Origin of the sequence: Vibrio profundum (genome assembly GCF_050337555.1) — a bacterium.
Lineage (GTDB): Bacteria > Pseudomonadota > Gammaproteobacteria > Enterobacterales > Vibrionaceae > Vibrio > Vibrio profundum.
On the sequence record NZ_JAKJTA010000003.1, the window covers coordinates 20,962 to 44,212 of the forward strand.

At 45.4% G+C, this 23,251-nt stretch carries 19 protein-coding genes and 1 other RNA gene; 12 read left to right on the forward strand and 8 right to left on the reverse strand.

The annotated features are described in order from the left end of the window. Positions 1-32 precede the first annotated feature (32 nt). From recB to L4C34_RS00205, 5 genes are all read left to right on the forward strand, one after another. On the forward strand, positions 33-3,758 hold the full coding sequence (gene recB, locus L4C34_RS00185) for an exodeoxyribonuclease V subunit beta (RefSeq protein WP_428787324.1): 3,726 nt from the start codon (positions 33-35) through the stop codon (positions 3,756-3,758). Continuing rightward, positions 3,758-5,842: an exodeoxyribonuclease V subunit alpha gene (gene recD, locus L4C34_RS00190; RefSeq protein ID WP_428787325.1), complete on the forward strand. Its 2,085-nt coding sequence runs from the start codon at positions 3,758-3,760 to the stop codon at positions 5,840-5,842. The genes recB and recD overlap by 1 nt, the downstream gene beginning before the upstream one ends. A gap of 172 nt (positions 5,843-6,014) precedes the next feature. Further along, positions 6,015-7,121: a murein transglycosylase A gene (gene mltA / locus L4C34_RS00195; RefSeq protein WP_428787326.1), complete on the forward strand. Its 1,107-nt coding sequence runs from the start codon at positions 6,015-6,017 to the stop codon at positions 7,119-7,121. A 118-nt stretch (positions 7,122-7,239) separates the two neighbouring features. Next, the gene (gene tcdA / locus L4C34_RS00200) at positions 7,240-8,046 is read left to right on the forward strand and encodes a tRNA cyclic N6-threonylcarbamoyladenosine(37) synthase TcdA (protein WP_428787327.1); all 807 of its coding nucleotides are present in this window, start codon (positions 7,240-7,242) and stop codon (positions 8,044-8,046) included. A gap of 16 nt (positions 8,047-8,062) precedes the next feature. Next, complete coding sequence (locus L4C34_RS00205; RefSeq protein ID WP_428787328.1) at positions 8,063-8,497, forward strand: SufE family protein; 435 nt, start codon at positions 8,063-8,065, stop codon at positions 8,495-8,497. A gap of 110 nt (positions 8,498-8,607) precedes the next feature. Here the strand turns inward: L4C34_RS00205 and L4C34_RS00210 are convergent, their stop codons facing one another. Continuing rightward, on the reverse strand, positions 8,608-9,051 hold the full coding sequence (locus tag L4C34_RS00210) for a hypothetical protein (protein ID WP_428787329.1): 444 nt from the start codon (positions 9,049-9,051) through the stop codon (positions 8,608-8,610). 327 nt (positions 9,052-9,378) lie between these two features. Between L4C34_RS00210 and L4C34_RS00215 the strand changes: the two genes are divergently transcribed. Continuing rightward, entirely contained in the window at positions 9,379-9,954 is a 576-nt protein-coding gene (locus tag L4C34_RS00215) for a recombinase family protein (protein WP_428787330.1), read from the forward strand. 456 nt (positions 9,955-10,410) lie between these two features. Here the strand turns inward: L4C34_RS00215 and L4C34_RS00220 are convergent, their stop codons facing one another. Then, positions 10,411-10,653, reverse strand: a complete 243-nt coding sequence (locus tag L4C34_RS00220; protein WP_428787331.1) for a hypothetical protein — start codon at positions 10,651-10,653, stop codon at positions 10,411-10,413. Positions 10,654-10,970: 317 nt separating this feature from the next. On the opposite strand from L4C34_RS00220, the gene L4C34_RS00225 reads away from it, so the two are divergent. Further along, a complete protein-coding gene (locus tag L4C34_RS00225; protein WP_428787332.1) occupies positions 10,971-11,861 on the forward strand; it encodes a retron St85 family effector protein in 891 nt (296 codons plus the stop codon). 168 nt (positions 11,862-12,029) lie between these two features. Beyond that, positions 12,030-12,989, forward strand: a complete 960-nt coding sequence (locus L4C34_RS00230) for a retron St85 family RNA-directed DNA polymerase (protein WP_428787333.1) — start codon at positions 12,030-12,032, stop codon at positions 12,987-12,989. A gap of 253 nt (positions 12,990-13,242) precedes the next feature. Here L4C34_RS00230 and L4C34_RS00235 read toward each other — a convergent pair whose 3' ends face one another. The 3 genes from L4C34_RS00235 to smpB form a co-directional block, all read right to left on the reverse strand. Beyond that, the gene (locus L4C34_RS00235) at positions 13,243-14,481 is read right to left on the reverse strand and encodes an integrase domain-containing protein (RefSeq protein WP_428787334.1); all 1,239 of its coding nucleotides are present in this window, start codon (positions 14,479-14,481) and stop codon (positions 13,243-13,245) included. A gap of 166 nt (positions 14,482-14,647) precedes the next feature. Further along, positions 14,648-15,015: a transfer-messenger RNA gene (ssrA, locus tag L4C34_RS00240) on the reverse strand. A gap of 78 nt (positions 15,016-15,093) precedes the next feature. Next, entirely contained in the window at positions 15,094-15,579 is a 486-nt protein-coding gene (smpB, locus tag L4C34_RS00245; RefSeq protein ID WP_428787335.1) for an SsrA-binding protein SmpB, read from the reverse strand. 180 nt (positions 15,580-15,759) lie between these two features. Here smpB and L4C34_RS00250 point away from each other — a divergent pair, with 180 nt between their 5' ends. After that, positions 15,760-16,203 carry an SRPBCC family protein gene (locus L4C34_RS00250; protein ID WP_428787336.1) on the forward strand — a complete coding sequence of 148 codons (444 nt, stop codon included), beginning with the start codon at positions 15,760-15,762 and terminating at the stop codon, positions 16,201-16,203. Beyond that, a complete protein-coding gene (locus L4C34_RS00255; protein WP_428787337.1) occupies positions 16,193-16,504 on the forward strand; it encodes an RnfH family protein in 312 nt (103 codons plus the stop codon). Before L4C34_RS00250 ends, L4C34_RS00255 begins: the two co-directional genes overlap by 11 nt. 122 nt (positions 16,505-16,626) lie before the next feature. Here the strand turns inward: L4C34_RS00255 and bamE are convergent, their stop codons facing one another. The 3 genes from bamE to nadK form a co-directional block, all read right to left on the reverse strand. Next, positions 16,627-16,992 (reverse strand): outer membrane protein assembly factor BamE, encoded by a 366-nt coding sequence (gene bamE, locus L4C34_RS00260; protein ID WP_428787338.1) that lies wholly within the window; start codon positions 16,990-16,992, stop codon positions 16,627-16,629. A gap of 301 nt (positions 16,993-17,293) precedes the next feature. Beyond that, a complete protein-coding gene (gene recN, locus L4C34_RS00265; protein ID WP_428787339.1) occupies positions 17,294-18,958 on the reverse strand; it encodes a DNA repair protein RecN in 1,665 nt (554 codons plus the stop codon). Between the two features lie 180 nt (positions 18,959-19,138). Continuing rightward, positions 19,139-20,023, reverse strand: coding sequence for an NAD(+) kinase (gene nadK, locus L4C34_RS00270; protein ID WP_428787340.1), 885 nt, complete (start codon positions 20,021-20,023; stop codon positions 19,139-19,141). A 151-nt stretch (positions 20,024-20,174) separates the two neighbouring features. Here nadK and grpE point away from each other — a divergent pair, with 151 nt between their 5' ends. Both grpE and dnaK read left to right on the forward strand, forming a co-directional pair. Continuing rightward, the gene (grpE, locus tag L4C34_RS00275; protein ID WP_428787341.1) at positions 20,175-20,792 is read left to right on the forward strand and encodes a nucleotide exchange factor GrpE; all 618 of its coding nucleotides are present in this window, start codon (positions 20,175-20,177) and stop codon (positions 20,790-20,792) included. A gap of 308 nt (positions 20,793-21,100) precedes the next feature. Then, a complete protein-coding gene (gene dnaK / locus L4C34_RS00280; protein WP_428787342.1) occupies positions 21,101-23,014 on the forward strand; it encodes a molecular chaperone DnaK in 1,914 nt (637 codons plus the stop codon). Positions 23,015-23,251: the final 237 nt, after the last annotated feature.

Sequence of the window (23,251 nt, forward strand, 5' to 3'; positions counted from 1 at the left end):
TGACAGAAAGAAAAGAATAATGAAGGTTTGATATGACAGTGACGAACACAGCCGAAACTCTTGACGTAATGAGCTTTCCTTTGCATGGCGCGCGGCTGATTGAGGCCTCGGCAGGAACGGGAAAAACTTACACGATTACAGGCTTGTATTTGCGGTTGTTGCTTGGCCATGGCGATGAGGCGAGTCGTTTTGAGCGCATCCTGACCGTTGATCAAATCTTGGTCGTGACGTTTACTGAAGCGGCCACGGAAGAACTAAAAGACCGAATTCGCTCGCGTATTCATCAAGCGCGTATTGCGTTTTTACGCGGCCAAACCGACGACGGCGTCTTACAACCGCTACTGGATGATTACCCCGATCACCAACAAGCGGCGAGTTTGTTATTGAATGCCGAACGGCAAATGGATGAAGCGGCCGTGTTCACCATTCATGGCTTTTGTAAGCGCATGCTGACTCAAAATGCGTTTGAGTCTGGTGCTAGCTTCCAGCAAGAATTTGTTAGTGATGAAGACCCGCTTAAGTTACAAGTCGTCTCCGACTATTGGCGCCGTAATTTTTATCCGCTTTCATTGTCATTAGCGCAGACGGTACGCAGTTATTGGTCGTCGCCCAGCACGCTCTACAAAGAAGTCGGGCGGTATTTATCCGGCGCAGAAATTACTTTAACAGCCGAGCCACTGCAAGGTGGTTTGGATACCTTACATCAAGAGAACTTGGCGCGTATCGCTGCGCTAAAGCAAGCGTGGGCAGAGCACTGCGACGACTTTGCCGAGATATTCAGTCAATCTGGAATCAAGAAAACTAAATACAGCAGCCGCTATTTACCAAGTTGGCTGAAGAGTGTCTCTGAATGGGCGTTAAGTGAGACTCATGATTATAAGATTGATGCAAAACTAGAGAAGTTTTCTCAGCAGGTACTGATAGAAGCGTCGACAGCGGGCAATGCGCCTCAGCATCCAGTATTTGCTTTGGTTGAAGATTTTTTAGCCCAACCCGTTGATCTCCGGCCGGCGTTAATTGCCCATGTAATTAAGGAATGCCGAATACGCTTAAAGGAGGAGAAGGAAAGACTGAGTGTCCTCTCTTTTGATGACTTGTTAACCCAGCTATCATCGGCGATTGATGCTGATGAATCTGCTTCTCTAGTGGATAAAATCCGGGTTCAATATCCAGTCGCGATGATTGACGAATTTCAAGATACCGACCCGCTGCAATACAACATTTTTGGCCGGATTTATTTGCCAGAGCCAAGCTGTGGCCTATTTATGATAGGTGATCCAAAACAGGCGATCTACGGCTTTCGTGGCGCAGATATCTTTACCTACATTAAAGCAAAGAAGCAGGTTTTGGCTCATTACACACTGGGTACGAATTGGCGCTCGACGGCGAGTATGGTGGAGTCCGTGAATCAAGTGTTTTCCTTGCCGGATAACGCCTTTATTTATGATGATGACATTCCATTTTTATCCGTGCAGTCATATCCCGGCGCGCAACGAAGAAGCTGGTGGTTTGCAGAAGACGGTCAGATTCCAACACAGCAATCAGCGCTTAACTTTTGGTTGTTAGGTAATGGCGAGTCTTTGGTTACTCAAAAGCAGTCATTGCCAGAGCTTGCTGAAGTTGCTGCAAACCAGATTTACCACTTGCTGAGCGCCGCGCAACACGGCAAGGCCTATTTTGCTAAAGACGGTATTGCTAAGGACAGTTTCGCGAAGGAAAGTTTAGAGAACGAAACTCGCCAAGATGCGATTCAGGCCGGAGATATTGCCGTATTGGTGCGAGATCGCACAGAAGCCCGTTCAATTCGCAAAGCGCTTTCTGAGCGTGGTATCGCCAGCGTGTATTTATCCAATCGTGACAGTGTGTTTGGCAGTGCGGTGGCGAGCGATATATGGATGTTGCTACAAGCGGCATTGTCGCCAGAAGACGACCGTAAATTACGCGCCTGCTTGGCAAGTCCACTCTTTGGCCTAGAGATAGCTCATTTAGATCAGCTCAACGTAGATGAAAATGCGTGGGAGTCTGCGGTGGTCGAGTTTAAGGAATACCGTAATATCTGGATGAGTCGCGGCGTTCAGCCAATGCTGCGTTCTGTGATGAGTAAGCGACATATTGCGGAGCAGTTGGTCGATGCGCCCGATGGTGAACGCCGTTTAACGGATTTAATGCACATGACCGAACTGTTACAACAAGCAAGCTTAGAAATAGACAGCGCCCATGGTTTACTACGTTGGCTGGCGCAAAAAATTGAGCGAGCCAACGAACCGGGAAATACTGATGAGCATAATCAGCGCTTGGAGTCAGAAGCCAATCTTGTACAAGTCATTACTATCCATAAGTCAAAAGGGTTGGAATACCCCTTAGTGTTTGTTCCGTTCGCTTGCAATTTTAAATCGGCGAAAGAAGGCAAATATTATGATGCAGAAAAGCAGACAACAGTATTAGATATCCGGACTGACAAAACTGCAGAATCGCAAGCCAAAGAGAAGGCGGAGCAAGAGCGTTTGGCCGAAGATTTGCGGCTTCTCTATGTTGCCCTGACACGCGCCGTGTATGGTTGTTATCTTGGGTTAGCCCCACTTACCCAAGGAAGAAAGAAAGACGGTAACAGCAGTGCACATTTAAGTGCGATGGGTTACTTGCTACAAAACGGTGCGGAAGGTGATAGTGAAGCGCTACTGATTGCGGTCAATCGTTTGATCAGCGAAGCGGAGACGATAGCTTTGCAGGAACCGTTAACGTGGGAAGGGCAAAAGTTCGTTCCATTGGACATCAGCCGCGAGAAGATTTTTGCCAAAGAGCTCAATCAGCCAATTGAGCGCAGCTGGCGCGTGACCAGTTATTCTAATTTAGCCAAATTCAGCAGCCACGCACATCCGGTGCAACAATCTGAACCTGTGCTTGATGAGAGTGGGCTCGATCTTGATGCGTACGAGGAAAAGTCAGCTCAAGAAGAGTCACTCGTCGCCGAGGAGAGGTCGATATTCAACTTTCCACGCGGGGCAAGACCGGGAACCTTTTTACATACCTTGTTCGAGCAAGTGGATTTTAACCAACCCGCCAATAGCGATGAGAATCAAGCGACAGTGACAAAGCTGTTGGCGCTGGAAAATTTGGAGCCGGAGTGGCAACCGGTGCTCACTCAGCTGGTTGATGATGTGTTATTGGCACCTCTGGATGAGCACGGCCTGCGGTTAGCGGATGTGCCTACGCCAAGTCGTTTGGTTGAAATGGAATTTTTGCTGCCGATTGCATTACTGAACGCGAGTGAAGTGAATCGTTTGGTGAAGCGTTACGACCCACTTTCAGCTCAGGCGGGCGAGTTAGGTTTTAAAACCGTGCAGGGAATGATCAAAGGCTTTATTGACTTGGTGTTTGAGCACCAAGGTCGATACTACGTGCTTGATTGGAAGTCCAATCACTTGGGTGACTCTAGCAGCGACTACCACCCAGATGCGTTAGCCGCGGCCATGGCGGATCACAGATATGATTTGCAATACCAAATTTATAGCTTGGCCTTGCACCGATTTTTAGCCAGCCGAATTCCAGATTACGATTACCAGCAGCACTTTGGCGGTGTGTATTATATTTTTCTACGTGGCGTGAACCAAGACGAACAAAGCCAACACGGCATTTTTTATCACAAACCCGACCAACGTTTGATTGAGCAGCTTGATGCTCTCGCGCAAGGGCAAGTGAATCAGCCACAAGACGGTGACGACAGTCGTGACACAGGACAAATGGAGCTAGATTGGTAATGGGCGTATTTCTCAATACCTTGCAGCAACTCTCAGAGCAAGAAAAAATCCGTCAAATTGATTACCAGTTTGCACACTTTATTTATCAGCAAGCGCGTGTTCAGCAAGATGAGCTGGCCTTATTGGCTGGGATGCTCAGTATTGAATTGGGCAAAGGCAATATTTGCTTGCCGTTGTTTGATAGCAATGGGGCAACAATGCCTTGGGAAGTCGCGCTGCCACTCACGGATGTTGAACTTGGCGGTTTATCTAAGCAGGTGCGAGCGGTAGATTGGCGCGCTTTAATACAATCATCCGCCTTGGTCGGCAGCGCCGATCAGTCGATGCCAATGATTTTCGATGGCACGCGCCTTTATATGCAGCGCTACTGGCACTATGAATCCGTGCTAACCGATAGGTTTACAGCGCTGTCGCAGACGGTGAGCTTAACAACGCATGATATTCAAACTTTAACTCAGTTACTTGACCAGCTGTTTGCGCGCAATTACGCGTTTTTGCACAGCGCATTGAGCAGTGCTCGCAAGCTAGGGCAAGACAGCCAAGTGATTGGTCAGCAATTAATTTGTGATCAGCTTGATGTGGTGAACCCAAGTGTTTTGGATTGGCAAGCGATAGATGCGCTGTTGCAGGGGGCGAAGCACGCCAAAGATTTGCAGCCGCTAGATACGTTGGTGCCCGCTCAAGCTTGTCTAAACTGGCAGAAGGTCGCCGCCGCGATTGCTCTGACACGTAGGCTGGCAGTGATTTCAGGTGGGCCGGGGACAGGAAAAACGACGACGGTGGCCAAATTATTGGTCGCGTTAATTACCCATGCCCAGCAGCAAGGCGTGAGCCCGAAAATTAAGCTGGTGGCACCGACGGGGAAAGCGGCTGCCCGTCTGACCGAGTCCATTGGTCGAGCGGTAGAGCAACTACCTATTGCCCCTGAGCTGAAACAGCACATTCCAACCGAATCGAGCACACTCCATCGCTTGCTTGGCCCAATTCCCAATAGTAATCAGTTTCGCCACGGCCAACATAACCCTCTGCATCTAGACGTACTAGTGGTGGATGAAGCCTCTATGGTGGATTTGTCGATGATGTATCGTTTGATTGATGCCTTGCCGCCCCAAGCTCGGCTCATTTTACTTGGCGACAAAGATCAGCTGGCCTCCGTAGAAGCGGGTTCTGTATTGGGGGATATGTGCATGTTTCATCAATATGGCTACAGTCAGGCTCAGGCGCAAACTGTGCAAACCTTGACTCGTTATCCAGTCGAAGCGAATTCAGCCTCTGTACCGAGCATGGCCGATAGCTTGTGCGTGCTGCAAAAAAGTTACCGCTTTGATGCCCGTTCTGGGATTGGTCAACTGGCTAGAGCAATCAATTCTGGCGATTTGATGCAGATGGATAAAGTTTGGCACAACAGCTTTGCTGATATTGAGCGGTATGCTCTGAGTTCCGCCAATCTTAACCAGATGGTGGGCCGATTAGCGGAAGAATATAAACGCTATTTGCAATGTATCCCCTTAGCAGAGTGTCATGCAGATACCGTCACGACCATGGCGAAAGCTGCGCTGGATACGTTTGGTCAGTGTCGCCTGCTATGTGCGGTGCGTGAAGGCGAATTTGGCGTGGCAGGGCTAAACCTTACTATTGAGCGAGCTCTAGCCAAGCGCCGCTTAGTGCTTGGCCATGATGAGCAGTGGTATCATGGCCGCCCTGTGATGGTGACACGTAATGACCATAATTTGGGCTTGTACAATGGCGATACTGGCATCTGCATCTTTGATGGCGAGCGCCTGAAAGTCTTTTTTGAGTTGCCAGATGGAAGCGTGAAGGCGATTTTGCCGAGCCGAGTCCCTGATCACGATACAGCTTATGCCATGACCATCCATAAATCTCAGGGCAGTGAGTTTAATTTGGTGATGATGGTGTTGCCGAAAGAGCACAACCCAGTGCTTTCACGGGAGTTGATTTACACCGGAGTCACCCGCGCCAAGCAAGCTTTTGCTCTATATAGCAATGTTGGCGTATTGAAAAAAGCGGTGAAAACCAAAACAGAGCGCGCTAGCGGCTTAGCCGTTAAATTACATCACCACTGAGTTATCTGTTTATTGGTTTGCTTATTGAACGTCTTATTTATTGAACTATCTATTTGTCTATTTATCTATTCATTATGACTTTTTTGTCTATTGAACTTTGTGTTGGTTTCTCTCGTATTGCGGCACTTTTGCCATTGGAGAAACCAAACATTTTTACCCGAAAGGACCCTACATGAAAAAACTGGTTTGTTTGCTGGGCACAGCACTGCTTTTAACAGGTTGCGTGAACCCGACATCTCGAGGTCAGCAGTATCAGGATGGCGAATTTCATGGCGTGTTAACTCCTACGACCGCCGTCAAATCGAATTCCCCACAAGATTATTCAAAATTCGCTCGCCAAGCTCAGCAAGTGACCGAGAGTTCGCCCTCTTTATCCGATAAGTATAAGGCCCTTTATCAGCGTCTAAATGAATGGGTACAACAAAGTGGCGATCCCAATACCCTGCAACAATTTGGTGTTCAGTTAGACCAACTTGGCGGCGCTGACGACCATGGCAATGTGTTGTTCACGGGTTACTTCTCACCGATCATGGAACTGAGCCATCAACCCGATGAGAAATTTAAATATCCGGTATACGCTAAACCTGATTGCTCGAATGATTGCCCAACGCGCGCTCAAATTTATGACGGAGCGCTAAAAGGGCAAGGGTTAGAACTTGGCTATGCCGCCAATATGATTGACCCGTTCATTATGGAAGTGCAGGGCAGTGGTTTTGTGCACTTTGTCGATGATGACAGCCGCGAGTATTTTGCTTACGCCGGTAAAAACAATAAGGCTTATGTCAGCATCGGAAAAGTGTTGATTGAACAAGGGGAGGTGGCGCGTAAAGACATGTCTCTAAAAGCGATCAAGCATTGGGTCGCGACTCACAATCAAGCGGAAGTTAAAACGCTGCTGGAACAAAACCCTTCTTTTGTCTTCTTTACTCCTCGCGCCGCCGCGCCAGTAACGGGCACGGCAGGTATTCCTTTGATGCCGATGGCCTCAGTGGCTGGAGATGCAAAAATCTTCCCAATGGGCACCCCGATTTTAGCGGAAGTTCCGCTAGTGAACGCTGATGGCACATGGAGCGGCCTGCACCAGTTGCGATTGTTGATTGTGCTCGATACAGGCGGTGCGGTAAAAGATAGCCACCTAGACTTATATTATGGCGCAGGGCCAAGAGCGGGCAGCACCGCGGGTCACTACAAGTATTATGGCCGAGTGTGGAAGTTAGCAGACGCTCCGTCCTTGGCGCAACCTGCTCGCGCGGTGGCAGAGATAAAGCCGGCTCAGTAGTTGGCAGGCCTTGAGCAGTAGTTTTGGCTGTTAGGCTACAGGCATTTGGGTATAGACATTTGTGGGCAGAGTGCGTATAAAACGCACTCTCTTTTTATGAACTTTCTGGGTTTATTTTATGCGTGAACTAGATTCTCCAGCCTCCGACACTTATGAGCAACGTTTTGGCGGCACCCGCCGACTTTATGGCCGCAGTGAAGTGGACATTTTGCGTGCGGCGCATGTGTGCGTGATTGGCATTGGTGGAGTCGGCTCATGGGCGGTGGAAGGGCTCGCGCGTTCAGGCGTTGGCGAATTGACTTTGATTGATATGGATGACGTGTGTGTCACCAATATCAACCGTCAAATTCATGCGATGAGCGGCACCGTTGGTGAGAGCAAAGCGGAAGTAATGGCCGAGCGCGTCAAGTTGATTAACCCAGATTGCAAAGTGAATGTGATTGATGATTTCATCGGCCCTGAGAATCAGCATTTATACCTCACCAAAGATTATGACTACGTGCTGGATGCCATTGATAGCTTAACAGCGAAAGCGGCGTTACTGGCGTATTGCCGTAGCAATAAAATTAAGGTGATTACTGTGGGCGGCGCTGGCGGCCAGGTTGACCCAACGCAAATCAAAACCGCCGATCTCACCAAAACCATTCAAGATCCATTAGCCAAAAAGCTCAAGGAAAGGCTGCGTCGTCACCACAATTTCCCGAAGAACCCGCAGCGTAAGTTTAGCATTGAGTGTGTGTTCTCAACGGAACAGCTCAAATACCCACAAGCCGATGGCAGTGTGTGTGGGGTGAAATCGTCCGCAGAAGGGCCAAAACGAATGGATTGCGCGAGTGGATTTGGCGCAGCGACTATGGTGACTGCGACTTTTGGCTTTGTTGCTGTCTCTCGCATCATTGAAAAATTGATCCAAAAATACTCTTAATAGTACGGCGGCAAGCATGACGGATAAACAGCATTCTCCTTTTGGCAGTGAGATCACTAGCGAACAAGTAGTCGCCACCATGAAAACTTTCACGACGTGGGAGCAGCGCTACCGTCAAGTGGTGCAGTGGGGCAAACTGCTGCCTAAAATGGCCGACGAGCAGAAAAGTGCTCAGGTGATGGTGTCAGGCTGCGAAAGCCAAGTATGGCTGGTGTGTGAGCTAGCTGATGGTGTTTGGCATATCCAAGCCGACTCCGACGCTCGTATCGTGCGTGGTTTAATTGCGCTGGTGCTCGCCGCCTATCAAGGTAAGTCCAACCAAGCTATCCAGTTATTCGATATCAAAGACTATTTCGCCCAAATGGGACTTATCGAACATCTCAGCCCATCTCGCAGTAATGGCCTAATGGCAATTATTGCCGAGATCCAAAAAATCGCCGCGGCAGAGTAACGCCGAATACGGTCGCTATTTTGCCTCGAACGCTCATTAGGCAATGCGTGGTCACATCGCTTTGTTATCGAGAATTTAAGCGCACCTTTGATTTCTCATTGAGTTATATTTCATTCTTTGCTTGAGGCTTGGATATATAACGTAAGCTGTCTTTGGCACCAATCCACGGCTTCATCATGATCGAGAAAGAAGCGCGTTTCGTAGTTTCTTTTGGGAGGGTTTGTTTCTTCTCCAGCGGGAATATCGTCTCTCAATTTTGCCGTGATCCCCTTGTAGACGTTGTTGCTAACGACAAGCGCTTCAAACTTGAGATGATGGGAGTCTAACCAAGGTATGAGTAGGTTCACTTCCTCAAATATATCGGGTGGGCCCAGTTCCCATGCCCGCATATCGGTTACTATCGCCCAAGGCTTCCCCTTAAAGTCCAGTGCAGTATTTTTCAGTTCTCGGCTAAAAGATTGACAAGTCGGCAGGTTCCATGACCCTGATGCGGTGAAGAAAACCACTTGATCACGAACACTGAATTGATACCTTCCATGCTCCTTCATTGACATCTTCACTCTCAGTATAGTTTCTGTCTATTCACTCTCAGTATAGTGTCTACCTATCGACAAGCAGAGTTATTGGAGAAACTAGTGGCACCGGAATCTTATAACATTTGAGATGGAAGAGTTAATTCAGAAAACAATGCCGAAGATGTTAAATATGTAATGAGCATTGACTGTTTGGTAGGTATCAAAAAATAGTCATATATTGATACCAGCTTTTGTTTTAATTTGTGGGTATCATCAAGTTAGGGTATTTTATTTATGATACAAAATCTATGTGATACCCCTATACTTGATACCAATCAACGCCACAATAATAAGAGTGAGTGATCAATGCGTATTTTTTCCTATTGCCGAGTTTCGACAACTGAGCAAACCACTGAGAATCAAATCATAGCTATTCGCCAGAAAGGTTATGAAGTCTCAGACTCGCGAGTAATCAGTGAAACCGTGTCAGGCTCTGTCGAGGCGATTAAACGAGAAAAGTTTAAGATGCTCATTAACCACCAGATGGAAAACGGCGATATGCTGGTGGTCTTAAAGCTCGATCGCCTTGGGCGAGATAATATCGATGTGCAAAACACCATTAACCTGCTCACCAATAAAGGCATCAAAGTGGTCTGCTTAGATTTGCCCGTCGCTGATTTATCCAGTGCGGAAGGGAAGTTGATGCTGCAAATGTTCTCTGCCTTTGCCGAGTTTGAACGTAACCGGATTAGGGAGCGAACAAAGGAGGGTATCGAACGAGCTAAAACTGAGGGTAAAAAGCTTGGTAGGCCAGAGGCTCGCGCGACTACTATTTCAGTTCAAGCAAAGAAAGCTGAGGGATTGTCTCAGTCTAAAGTAGCAGAGGTATTAGGCTTAGGGATTGCGACAGTAAAAAGACATTGGAATAAATATTGTAGCTAGGGAAAACTGATAAACAAGATCTTAAGCTCTAGCTCATTATTTTAGGTATAAAAAGTGCCTCATCTATGATCTGATAATCGTCGCCAAACAAATAAGCATGACCAGCCATGAATCCGTCGACGATTATCGCCCTAAAACACTAATTAGCACAATTCTTTAACGCCGATTTTAGTAGAACAGATTGAAGTATACCGCCAATACGATGGCAATCGTGGTGGTGCAGATAGTGAAGCCTACGATGTGTTCATTCAAGTAACGAAATAGTTTCATGTGTGGCACCCTTTAAGTTCGGAAGCGTTTCCCCCTCCTTATCCGTTTATGGTTTAAGCTGGTGGCGGTAATTAAAAAACAGCTGTTAGTGGTATTTCTGTGGCTAGTTTTACAGCTTCTAGCTGCTTCTTTCTCGACTCTTGCACCAACATCTTATTTTGTGAGTAGTAATGGAGGCTTTGTTAATTAAAAAGCTAGCCAGCCTGTGGCGATAGCAATCAGAGCAAATATGAGACTCGTCAGTGCAAAATTATCCTCTATCCACTCATCAATATTTATCCGCCTCGTAGCCCAATAAAACGTAGCTCCACAACGACAAACTTCTTTCCCTTTGCCACCAGTATAAACGTTGTGTTCTTTATCGCATTTAGGACAAAAAGCAACGGAATACGTTCTTTTTTTCGTCCTAGCTTTCAATATTTTCTTCATGTTTACAAACCTTTAATGCACGATGCTAGACTTGACCCCTACATGCTTATGTTTTCAATGCTAAGAAGCAGGCTGCTACCGAAGTTATTGACCTAGAGGATGATGAACATCATTGATGAGTTTGTCGAGGTAATGGTGATGCAAATTTGTCAGCTTTTTGAGCAGGGTATACCGAAAGTTAATAACCTTGGTTCGTTCACCCAGTGAGAACAATAGCATGCAAGGTCATCTCCCCCCCCCTCATTTATTAATGCAGCTGATTGACCACGTTTCATTTTTTCATGTACTGTACTATTCAAGATTGAGGGTATATCAAAATGAAAAAATCTTTTAATGACAATCATCTAAAAGATATCGTAAAAGTGATCAAAGGTAGCATTTTTGTTCCATTGACGGCAAAGAAAACCACTGTCTTTCTTTGTGGAGGTGCAATTGATAGCGAGGATAATGGGCGCTATAAAATGGCAAGTATCTTTAATGAGCATTCAAAGTATGAGTTACTTTATCCTGAAGATATTTTTGATGACTTGTTGGCGGGGCCAGGGCAGCACAGTTTACTACACCTTGAAAACATTCTAGCTGACTGTGTAGACGCTATTGTACTCTTTCCTGAAAGTCCGGGCTCTTTTGCTGAAATCGGAGCTTTCTCAAATAACCCTCGATTAGCCCAAAAGTTAATAGTGTTGTCCGACAAAAATTATAGAAGCAACAAGAGCTTCATCAATTATGGGCCTTATCGGTTGATTAAGGAGTCTAAGACTGGGGCTGTTTTCCATATAAATTATAAAGACTTAGATGATGATGTTCTTGGGAAAAAATTGTACAGAAACATAAACTCAAAGATCTCTAAGATCAAAAAAGCTCACCCAGTACAAAAGGATGTCACTAATATCTTAGAGGTGGAGCACTTTATACTGCCTTGCATTTACTTAATCGATGACTCGAATTTTCTCACACTGACAAAGTTGATTGCTCTTGCAACGGGTGAAGACTCAAAATTCTGTGAGATTGCAATTAAATCATCGTTGGGTAGGCTTGCCGCGAAGCGTTTTATTTCACGTACATCTGATGGGTATAATGTGACTCCTGAGGGGGCAAGTTATGTTAGAAATACATTTAATAACACTGCTTTAGATAAAGTTAGGTTGGAGGTTTTGAATGCAGAAAATCGTAGAAATGCCTCTATAGATAGTGTTAGGATGTGTTAAGGCAGATACCCTTAGCACATAGTGTACTTTTTGTTCACTGGATAGCGTTTCGCTGTCCTGTACTAAATCCAGTTCAATATCGCATTTCACTGTGCCGAGCAAGAAGACATTCGCTTCTTGAACGGCACAGTGAAATTCGTAAATTTAGACGTAAGGGTATCTCGCCTAATGACCTCCAGCAGTATATACCACCTAAAAAACCTAGGATTACCCGCATTAACCTCTTTAGATGAGTTCGCTCATGCAATGAAATTAGGTTCAAATACTGTCAGATCTCTCTCAATCTCTTCTAATTCATTATATAAAACATACAAAGAACCTAAAAAAAGTGGCGGTTTTCGGGAGATAGCTCAACCGTGTAGAGAGCTAAAAGCGGTTCAATCTTGGATTCTAAGAAATATATTGGACAAGTTGAATTGCTCTCCTTACTCAAAAGGATTCGAAAAAGGTAAGTCGATTCTCGATAATGCACAGCCACACGTAGGGGCGAGTTACTTACTATCAATGGATTTAGAGAATTTCTTTCCATCTATTGGGTCATATAAAGTATATGGTGTGTTTAGATCGATTGGTTACAACAAGGAAATGTGTAAATTACTGACTAACTTGTGTACCTACTATGACAATCTTCCCCAAGGTGCTCCATCATCGCCTAAGTTAGCTAACCTGACCTGCTCGAGACTCGATGCTAGGATTCATGGCTATGCTGGACCTAAAGGAATAACTTATACAAGGTATGCTGATGATATTACCTTGTCAGCGAACACCGCTGTAAAAATTGAAAAAGCAAAGGCTTTTATCGGTACTATCGTACACGATGAAGGTTTAAAGGTTAACAAGACCAAAACCAAGATATGTGGTACTAAACGACAAAAAAAAGTTACAGGCTTAGTGCTATCTGGAAACAGTGTAGGTATAGGTCAGAAAAAGTACAGAGAGTTACGTTCAGCACTACACCGTATTTTTGTTGGTCGCAGCACTGAATACAGTTTTGTTAATGGATGGTTGTCCTTTACGTATTCTGTCGATAAAAAAGCATATAATCAACTTTACGTTGTGATTTACTCACTATCTAAAAAGTACCCGCAATCTGATGCGCTTGAGCATTTATATGCAAAAAAAGGTTAATTTTCTTCGTAAGGTTTTGGGTTAGGGAAATATAAAGGTGCATGTTGGAAGGGATCATATTGTAGCGACCTTCAATCCAAGAGAGCAGAGGGGGTAGGTCTTGTATTGTGCAAATCAAAGCGTACCCATTTTCTCATCCACTCTGGGCTTTTAGTGCTGGCAGCCTGTAACGATTGTTTCCAAAAATACCTTCACGAATGCATATCAGACCATTTGTGATAGCAGCCACTAGCTGTGTGTGGCTGCTATCTTGCTAAATCACTTTCAACTGTTTAGTTCCAGTCACGGAGAGGCTGCCTTTTGCAGCTTCTTCTATATGGCCGCTCCACCAGCACATCATCGGTCGACGGCGTTCAAGGAAGTCTGTACGGTTGTAGGCACTACGTACTTGATTATCATCAACGTGGGCTAAAGCAGCTTCTATCAAATCAGCCTCAAAACCTTGCTCATTGAGCGTTGTACTAGCCAAAGAGCGAAGACCGTGGCTAACTAGCCTTCCTGCGAACCCCATGCGCTTGAGTGCCATATTAGCGGTCTGACTATTACATGGCTTTTTAGGATCGCGATCTGAAGGGAACACAAATTCTCTATGTCCGCTGATTGGTTTTATCACTTCGAGAACCTCAAGCATTTGCTCTGTGAGCGGAATGCGGTGCTCTCTACGTTTTTTCATTCGTTCAGCAGGGATGGTCCATACTTGCTCATTCCAGTCAATCTCTTCCCAGCGAGCACCAGAGGCCTCACTTGGTCGTGTCATGGTATGGAGCTGCCACTCGATTAAGCAGCGGGTTGTCCTTTTAATACTGGCGTTAGCAATTGCTCCTATTAGCTCTGGTAACTCGGCAGGAGCTAGAGCTGCCATATTCTCTTTTTTGGGTTTCTTGAAAGCAGCTTTGATTCCAGTTAGCGGGTTAGCCTGAATCAAGCCGCAGTTAGTGGCAAAGTTCATTACCTCGTTAAGACGCTGCGCTAGACGTTTTACGGTTTCTAGACTTCCTTTCGCCTCGATCGGTTTTAATAACTGGATGATCTGTGGAGCGGTAATATCTTTCACGGGCGTATTAGATAAGCTCGGGAAGATATGAAGTTCAAGAGAGCGCCAGATATCGACGGCATAGTCAGGCGTGACATCATCCTTTTTAATCTCAAACCAATTGGTTGTTACATTGATAAATGTGTGCTCATGGATTGCCTTCTTCTTTAGCTGGTGGCGTTTTTTTTCTTCTTGAGGGTCGATGCCTTGTACAAGTAATTCTTTAGCTTCAAGTACACTCTTACGAGCATTGGCAAGAGATAGGTCAGGGTACTTGCCTAAACTTAGATTAGTACGACGTTTTTTTGTCGGATGAGTGTAGTTGAGTAACCATAACTTAGAGCCATTGGTTTTTACCCTTAGACGAAGTCCATCACCATCAGAAAGCGCATACTCTTTTTCTTTTGGCTTTGCCGCTTTGATTTCTTTGTCCGTTAATCTAGTCGTTGTTCTTGCCATAATTGGTACACCAAATTGATACACTAATAGTAGTGTATCAATTTGGTGTACCTAAAAATCAAAGAAGCCATTGGACAGTAAAAAACGCCACAGGACGCTAAGTTATTGATTTTACTGGATTGCAGATACAAAAAAAGACGCCCTAGGACGTCTTTAAATGTTGAATTGGTGGAGCTGGCGGGAGTTGAACCCGCGTCCGAAAATCATTCATCTTTGGTACTACATGCTTAGTCGATCTTTAAATTCACCAAGTACCTGCGAACCGACACGCTAGTAAATGACTAACCTGAATTGTAATTCGCGCTTTTCCTCTCAGGTGGGAGAAGCCACGCTAGCCTGTTTGGGTTTGATCTCTCGTTATTCCCCGTCTTACTGGCGGAAGCTAGGGCGAGAGAGCTCTGAGCAGGTTATTAAGCTGCTAGTGCGTAGTTTTCGTCGTTTGCGACTATTTTTTTGCGGTTTATTAACGAGGCCTACCGCACCTCGGCATGCACCTCAGACTGCAAAATTCCCGTCGAATCCTGAATCAGCCCCAAGGTAGAGTCTGCATAGTAACAGGTTTTACTTAACTGTCTATAACTATGCAGTATTTTTAGGTTTAACTGGTTAATATTAACGCAATCCGCTTTTCATCACGCGGGCTTTTTGACGTTCCCAGTCGCGATCTTTAGCGTCGTCACGTTTGTCGTGCAGTTTCTTACCTTTCGCCACACCGATTTTAATTTTCACCCAAGAGCGAGACCAGTATAGCGATAGCGCAGCGAGTGTCATGCCTTCACGGTTGATGCGGCCAAATAGGTTGTCTAACTCGCGGCGAGAAAGCAACAGCTTGCGCACGCGGGTTGGGTTAGCCACCACATGGGTGGACGCTTGATTAAGAGGAGTGATCGTCATGCCACTGACAAAGGCTTCGCCATCACGCATAAATACGTAACTTTCAGCGATGTTGGCTTTGCCCTGACGTAGAGATTTTACTTCCCAGCCTTGCAGCTCCATGCCAGCTTCCATTTCATCGTCAATGAAATACTCGTGGCGAGCTTTCTTATTTAGCGCGATAGTATTACTACCCGCTTTTGATTTCGATTTTGTCTTTGCCATAATCCCTGCATTATACGGTGAGGATTTCGCTGAGGAAATGCTTTTGTGGATTCAAGCTGCAATTATTCAACAACTTTGCGTAAATTGGTAATTGTTACTGGATGAGAAAAGGCGATCTTGAGCAAAAAGCGCGTTAAAAGTACAATATAGGGAATTTAGTACCACGAATAGGTTGCAACTATGAAGCAAGTCACCCGCTCTGCATTGGTTTCTTTCAGTGCCGAGCAGATGTACGATTTGATTAATGATGTCGAACAGTACCCTCATTTTTTACCAGGCTGCTCTGGATCGCGCGTGCTGGAAAGCTCGTCAGAAAAAATGGTGGCATCGGTCGATGTATCGAAAGCGGGCATCAGTAAAACGTTTACCACACGTAATGACTTGGTTCCTGGCGCGGCGGTATTGATGAGTTTGGTTGATGGTCCATTTAAAGCCTTAACGGGGGGGTGGTACTTTACGCCGCTCGATGACATGGCTTGTAAAGTTGAGCTTAAACTTGAGTTTGAATTCGCCAGTAAATTAGTGGAAATGGCTTTCGGTAAGGTCTTCAATGAGCTGACTTCCAACATGGTTAGTGCTTTTACCCAGCGCGCCAAGCAGGTTTATGAGTGCTATGAGTATTGAGTCGCAGATGATTCACGTCGAGGTGGTCTACGCGCTTCCTGACGAGCAACGCGTTTTTACTCTGGTCGTTGACAAATCGATGACAGTGCAAGAAATCATCGAGCAATCAGGTGTTTTGGCCTTGTATCCTCAAATTGATTTGGCGAGCAATAAAGTCGGTGTGTTTAGCCGCAACGTTAAGCTCGATACCACAGTGAACGATAAAGACCGCATTGAAATCTATCGCCCCTTGCTCGCTGATCCAAAAGACATTCGTCGCAAGCGTGCAGAGCAGGCTAAAGCGACTGCTGGAAAAAAATAGACGAAAAGTAACACGCATAAAAAACTCGTGCATCTTGAGAAACAAGAGCACGAGTTTTTTATGCGTGGACTTTAATACATGAGCTTTAAAGGTGCAGTGCGTAAATGGTGTCGCGTCTGTACCTATTGAGCCTGTACGACTTGATCAAAGTTTTTCCCCGGTGAGTAATTTCCGGTCATTTTCACAAGTTTACCTGCGTTATCGAAATGAACGATCAAATCTTTTTGAACTGGTGCGTTGTGTCCTTCGGTGCGGCGGAATATGTAGTACCAAATATTTGGGTATCCATCTTCAACTAGCATAGGTGAACCCATCACGTAGCGCACCTGATCCTTGGTCATACCGAGTTTAAGCTGATTGACTTCTTTCTGTTGCACATAGTTGCCTTGATTGATGTCAATTCGATAAACAAATTTTTCTAATACTGAGCAGCCTGAGAGCAGTGAGACTGACAGTGGTACTGCGATGAGCCACTTTTTAAATTGCATACTGAAGTTCTTTCTATAATCCGTGAAACTGGGCTGATAATAAACAAGCTCGCCGTCAATGTATAGCCAAACTGCCTAGCGCTGTTATATATGTAAGCATCCTTAGGAAGCTTGAGTATCTTTTAAATGCAGCTAAATGCGATTAGACGCCAAATTGGCGAATTGGTTGCATGGGGGGGGAATAATTATCTTGCTGCTAGAAAAGAGCAGCGCGACGCAAAAGGTGGGGGATTGCGCCGCGCTGTGGTTATCTATTGTAGAATTTTTCGTTGCCGTGCTATGTCGTTGTTATGCGATAAAGCTAAGCTGCCACCAATAGCTCTTTGGCATTGGCTAGCGTTGATGCTGTGATCTGACTGCCTCCAAGCAATCGGGCTAGTTCTGAAATTCGCTGTTGCTCATCAAGTAAACGCATTTGGGTTTCGGTTTTGCCTTCACTGCTGTGCTTCGCAACGAACAGCTGTTGATGACCACAGCCAGCAACTTGTGGCAAGTGAGTCACACACATGACTTGAGTCGATTTACCTAGTTTGCGCAGCATTTGGCCAACGACTGCGGCGGTTGGGCCACTGATACCGACATCCACTTCATCGAAAATTAAACTTGGTGTATCCACTTTTTGTGCCGTAATAACTTGTATGGCGAGTGATATCCGTGACAGTTCGCCACCAGAGGCTACTTTGGCGATAGGTTGCATCGGTTGGCCTGGGTTAGCCGAGACAAGGAATTCAACATGATCGGTGCCAAGCGGAGAAGGGCAATTGTTGGTGTCACACACTTCAATGCAAAATTGCGCTTTTTCCATGCTGAGCTCGTGCATGCTTTCAGTAATCAGCTTATTGAGTTCTTTAGCGTAGCGGCAGCGAGATCTATGCAGTTTAGCTGATTGAACTAAAAACTCTTGATACTTGTGTTCGACATCGGCGGCCAATTGCTCCAGTTTTTCATCGGAACAATCGAGTGACTCAATTTCGGCGGTGAGGTTTTGATGGTGCTGGTACAACTCTTCTGGCGTGACATGGTGCTTGCGAGCCATTGACATGATTTTGGAAAAGCGTTCTTCAACGAAAACCATTCGTTCTGGATTGATATCAATGTTTTCGGCGTAGTGACGAAGTTCGTTGTTGGTTTCTTCTATGTGAATCATCGCTTCGTCTAGCATGCTAGGGAGAGTCGCTAATTGTGGGTCGAGCTCGGCAAGTTGCACTAGATAGTGGCTGGCCGATTGCAAGATTCCGAGTGCATTGACCGCCTCACCTTCATACAAAAGCTCGATTGCTTGCTGACAATGGCTGGCTAGATCGCCACTGTTGGCCAGCCGTTTGTGCTCAGCTTCTAATTCGGTGAATTCTTCTTCACCAACAGCTAGTTCATCGAGTTCTTTAATTTGGTATTCCAACAGTTGTTTTTGCGCGATATTTTTTTGACTGTTTTCTCTTAGTTTCGCGAGATGGTTATCCGCATCGCGCCAATTTTGATAGCACTGGCGAGTGGTACTGAGTAGAGAGTGATGCCCGGCGTATTGATCGAGCATAGTCATTTGATAATCGCATTTGAGCAATTGATGATGAGCATGTTGGCCGTGGATATTGATCAGCAATTGACCGAGTGATTTTAACTGCGTAAGTGGCACTGGGCTGCCGTTGATGAACGCGCGTGAGCGGCCTTCTTTGGTGATCACTCGGCGTAAAATACACTCATGGCCATCAAGTAATTCATGCTCTTCTAGCCAGTGGGTTGCATTGGGGTTGTGCTTAACCATGAAGGTCGCGCTGACTTCGGTTTTGTCTTCCCCTTGGCGCACCACATTGGGATCGGATCGCCCGCCTAGGCATAGGCTTAGAGCGTCAATAGCGATGGATTTACCCGCGCCTGTTTCCCCCGTTATGGTGGTCATTCCTTTGAAAAGTTCAAGTTGTAAAGATTTTACAATGGCAAAATTATTAACATTTAAATGAACCAACATGCGACTTACCTGTGTATATAAACAAGACTGTATGAATGCTCAGTATATACTGTTTGTTCGTACAGTAAAGTTACATGCATAAAAAACAGGGTCAATTCGATAAGAACGAGTGCGAGAGGCCAATAGATTGGCCTCATTTGGTGGGAGGTTTCTTGGGCTGAGGATCTTTACTTCGCTGTTCTAGAACAGTTTGCTCGACCAGCCGAGTTTATTTCTAAGGACGTGGTAGTAACTGTAATCTTTCGGGTGAATTAAACGCAATTTATCCGGACTTTGATAAATATGGATCTCGTCACCTGGGGAGACGGGCAGTGATATTTGGCCATCACATTTTATTTCTAACGTGCCTTTATTGGTTGGCGATACAATAAGTTTGATGGTTTTCTGTCCGTCGACAACCAGTGGGCGGCTTGATAGCGTATGTGGGAACATAGGCACCAAGGAAATGGCATTTAAGCTAGGCGATAAAATCGGGCCACCACCTGATAGAGAATAGGCAGTTGAGCCTGTCGGTGTGGCGATAATTAGCCCGTCAGAGCGCTGTGAGAAGGCAAAGCTGCCTTCAATGTACACTTCAAACTCAATCATGTGCGCGACTTGCCCAGGGTGCAAGACGGCTTCATTCAAGGCGGCGTTGTGACTTTTGACTTGACCGTGGCGGTGGATTTCAGCTTCAAGTAAAAAGCGCTGCTCTTCGATGTAGTGCCCGGCTAGTACTTCTTTAAGCGCAGCTTTGAAATCTTCTGGGTTGAGATCAGTCAAAAAACCTAAGTTGCCACGATTTACCCCGATAACGGAAATGTCAAAACGGGATAGAACACGCGCAGCACCGAGCATGTTTCCATCGCCCCCCACCACAATGGCGAGGTTTGCTTGCTGACCAATATCAACTAATGTGGCAAAATGTTCTGCGGGGATATCGTTTAAAGTATCGGCCAGTCTTTCGTCGATGAGAACTTGGTAACCCTCTGAAGATAACCATAAAAATAGCTCTTTGTGAGTTTGAATAGCTTGTTGATCTCTGGGTTTACCAATGATGGCGATCACTTCAAATGGTGTTTTCATATTTCTTCCAAACGAAAATAGGCTTGATTCGGGAGTCTTCATCCCCATAATAATGGCAAGTTAGCCTAATACGCGAATTTTTGTGTATCCTGCCAATGAGCAGATCTGGCATGCGATACCCATTAAGTTAAACTCAGGAATTATCATTATCATGAGCCACGAAGAAAATAAAGTGAAAGAAGAAGAGCTACACGCACAAGAAGCACAACTTGATCAAGCAGTTGAACAAGAAGCAGAAGTGATTGGCTCCGACGCAGATATCGAATGGAACGAAGACGCACCAGTGGATGAGCAAGAAGCGAAAATTGTTCAACTAGAAGCTGCGCTGCTTGCAAGCGAAGCAAAAGTACAAGATCAAAAAGATTCTGTACTGCGTGCTAAAGCCGAAGTTGAAAACATGCGTCGTCGTACTGAGCAAGAAATTGACAAAGCGCGTAAATACGCTTTGAAAAAATTCGCAGAAGATCTATTGCCAGTTATTGATAACTTAGAGCGTGCGATTCAAGCGGCAGATACTGAAAACGAAGCTGTGAAGGCAATCGTAGAAGGTGTTGAGCTAACTCATAAAACGTTCGTAGATGTGACGGCGAAGTTTGGCTTGAAAGAAATCAACCCAGAGGGTGAAGTATTCAATCCAGAATTCCACCAAGCAATGTCTATTCAGGAAAGCCCTGATCACGAATCCAACACTGTTATGTTCGTGATGCAAAAAGGTTACGAGCTGAATGGTCGTGTTGTTCGTCCTGCAATGGTCATGGTTGCTAAGTAACCATATTGGCGTTAACGAGTTTTAAAGGGAGGCACTTGTGCCTCTCTTTTTTATTGATGTCTTGCTAAAAAATTTATTGATGTCTTGGTAAAAGAGCTGTGAGGCAAAGAAAACATCGTTAGAGCAGAAAGAAAGTGTGAAGTTTTTTAAATTTTGCCCTTGAAATGTGATTTGCTGCCCTTATCTAAGGTGCATACAAGTTGCAAACAAATTCATTTTGTTTATGAGCTAGGGTTGAAAGCCCACTCAGCATCCCAATATAAGGGATAGAGCAAAATAACATATAGAATATATTCGGAGATAGCCTGATGGGTAGAATCATTGGTATTGACTTAGGTACTACTAACTCTTGTGTTGCTGTTTTAGACGGTGACAAGCCACGCGTAATTGAAAACGCAGAAGGCGAGCGTACAACTGCATCTGTTATTGCATATACAGATGGCGAAACGCTAGTAGGTCAACCTGCAAAACGTCAAGCGGTAACTAACCCAACTAACACGCTATTTGCAATTAAGCGTCTTATCGGTCGTCGCTTTGAAGACGAAGAAGTACAGCGTGACATCGAAATCATGCCTTACAAAATCGTAGCAGCTGATAACGGTGATGCTTGGGTTGAAGCGCAAGGCCAAAAAATGGCGGCTCCTCAAGTTTCTGCAGAAGTCTTGAAGAAAATGAAGAAAACTGCTGAAGACTTCCTAGGTGAAGAAGTTAGCGGCGCTGTTATCACAGTTCCTGCTTACTTCAACGATGCTCAGCGTCAGGCAACGAAAGATGCTGGCCGTATTGCTGGTCTAGAAGTTAAACGTATCATCAACGAACCTACTGCTGCTGCACTAGCATACGGCCTAGACAAGAAAGGCGGCGATCGCACTATCGCAGTATACGATCTTGGTGGTGGTACTTTTGATATTTCAATCATCGAAATCGATGAAGTTGAAGGCGAGAAAACATTCGAAGTTCTAGCAACTAACGGTGATACTCACCTTGGTGGTGAAGATTTCGATAACCGTCTAATCAACTACTTGGTAGGCGAATTCAAATCAGAGCAAGGTATCGATCTTAAGAACGATCCACTTGCAATGCAACGTGTGAAAGAAGCAGCTGAAAAAGCGAAAATTGAGCTTTCTTCTGCACAGCAAACTGACGTAAACCTACCATACGTAACAGCGGATGCGACGGGTCCTAAGCACATGAACGTTAAAGTAACGCGTGCGAAACTAGAATCTCTAGTTGAAGACCTAGTTCAACGTTCTCTTGAGCCAATGAAAGTAGCTCTTGCGGATGCGGACCTTTCTGTAGGCGACGTAGATGACGTTATCCTTGTCGGTGGTCAGACTCGTATGCCAATGGTTCAAGCAAAAGTTGCTGAGTTCTTTGGTAAAGAAGCTCGCCGTGACGTGAACCCAGATGAAGCAGTTGCAGTGGGTGCAGCGGTTCAAGGTGGTGTACTAGCAGGTGACGTGAAAGACGTTCTTCTACTAGACGTGACTCCACTGTCTCTAGGTATCGAGACAATGGGCGGCGTGATGACGAAGCTTGTTGAGAAAAACACAACTATCCCAACAAAAGCGAACCAAGTGTTCTCTACTGCTGAAGATAACCAAAACGCGGTAACTATCCACGTACTTCAAGGTGAGCGTAAGCAAGCGACTTACAACAAGTCTCTAGGTCAATTTAACCTAGAAGGCATTCAAGCTGCACCACGCGGTATGCCTCAAATCGAAGTAACATTCGACCTTGATGCGGACGGTATCCTACACGTTTCTGCGAAAGATAAGCAGACGGGTAAAGAGCAGAAAATCACTATCCAAGCTTCTAGTGGCCTAAGCGATGACGACATCGAGAAAATGGTACAAGAAGCGGAAGCGAACAAAGAAGCTGATAAGAAGTTCGAAGAAGTAGCAACAGCGCGTAACCAAGCTGACCAAATGATTCACGGCACTCAAAAGCAAATCGAAGAAGCAGGTGATGCTCTTCCAGCTGACGAGAAAGAGAAGATTGAAGCAGCAATTAAAGAGCTAGAAGAAGCGAAGAAAGGCGACGACAAAGAAGCCATCGAAGCGAAAGTTCAAGCTCTAATGGAAGCGTCTAAAAAGCTAATGGAAATTGCACAGCAGAAAGCTCAAGCTGAACAAGCTCAAGGCGAAGATGCTGGGCAACAACAAGCGAAAGAAGACGACGTTGTTGATGCTGAGTTCGAAGAAGTTAACGACAAGAAGTAAGTTGTTAACCTAGAGAGTCGTATATAACTCTCTAGAACAAGCTTAAAAACGGGCGTTTGAGGTAACTCTAACGCCCGTATGTTTGTAATAAGAAGTGTGTTTTTTTGCCAGTAGTGGCGAGGTAAATTACGCTTTATTACATCCATATCCTTCTAACTAAAGGTATTAGTGTAAGGCCAGTCATTGGACTTGGTGCCCTTAGTTAGAACGATATAATCACCAAGCGATAGTGAATCG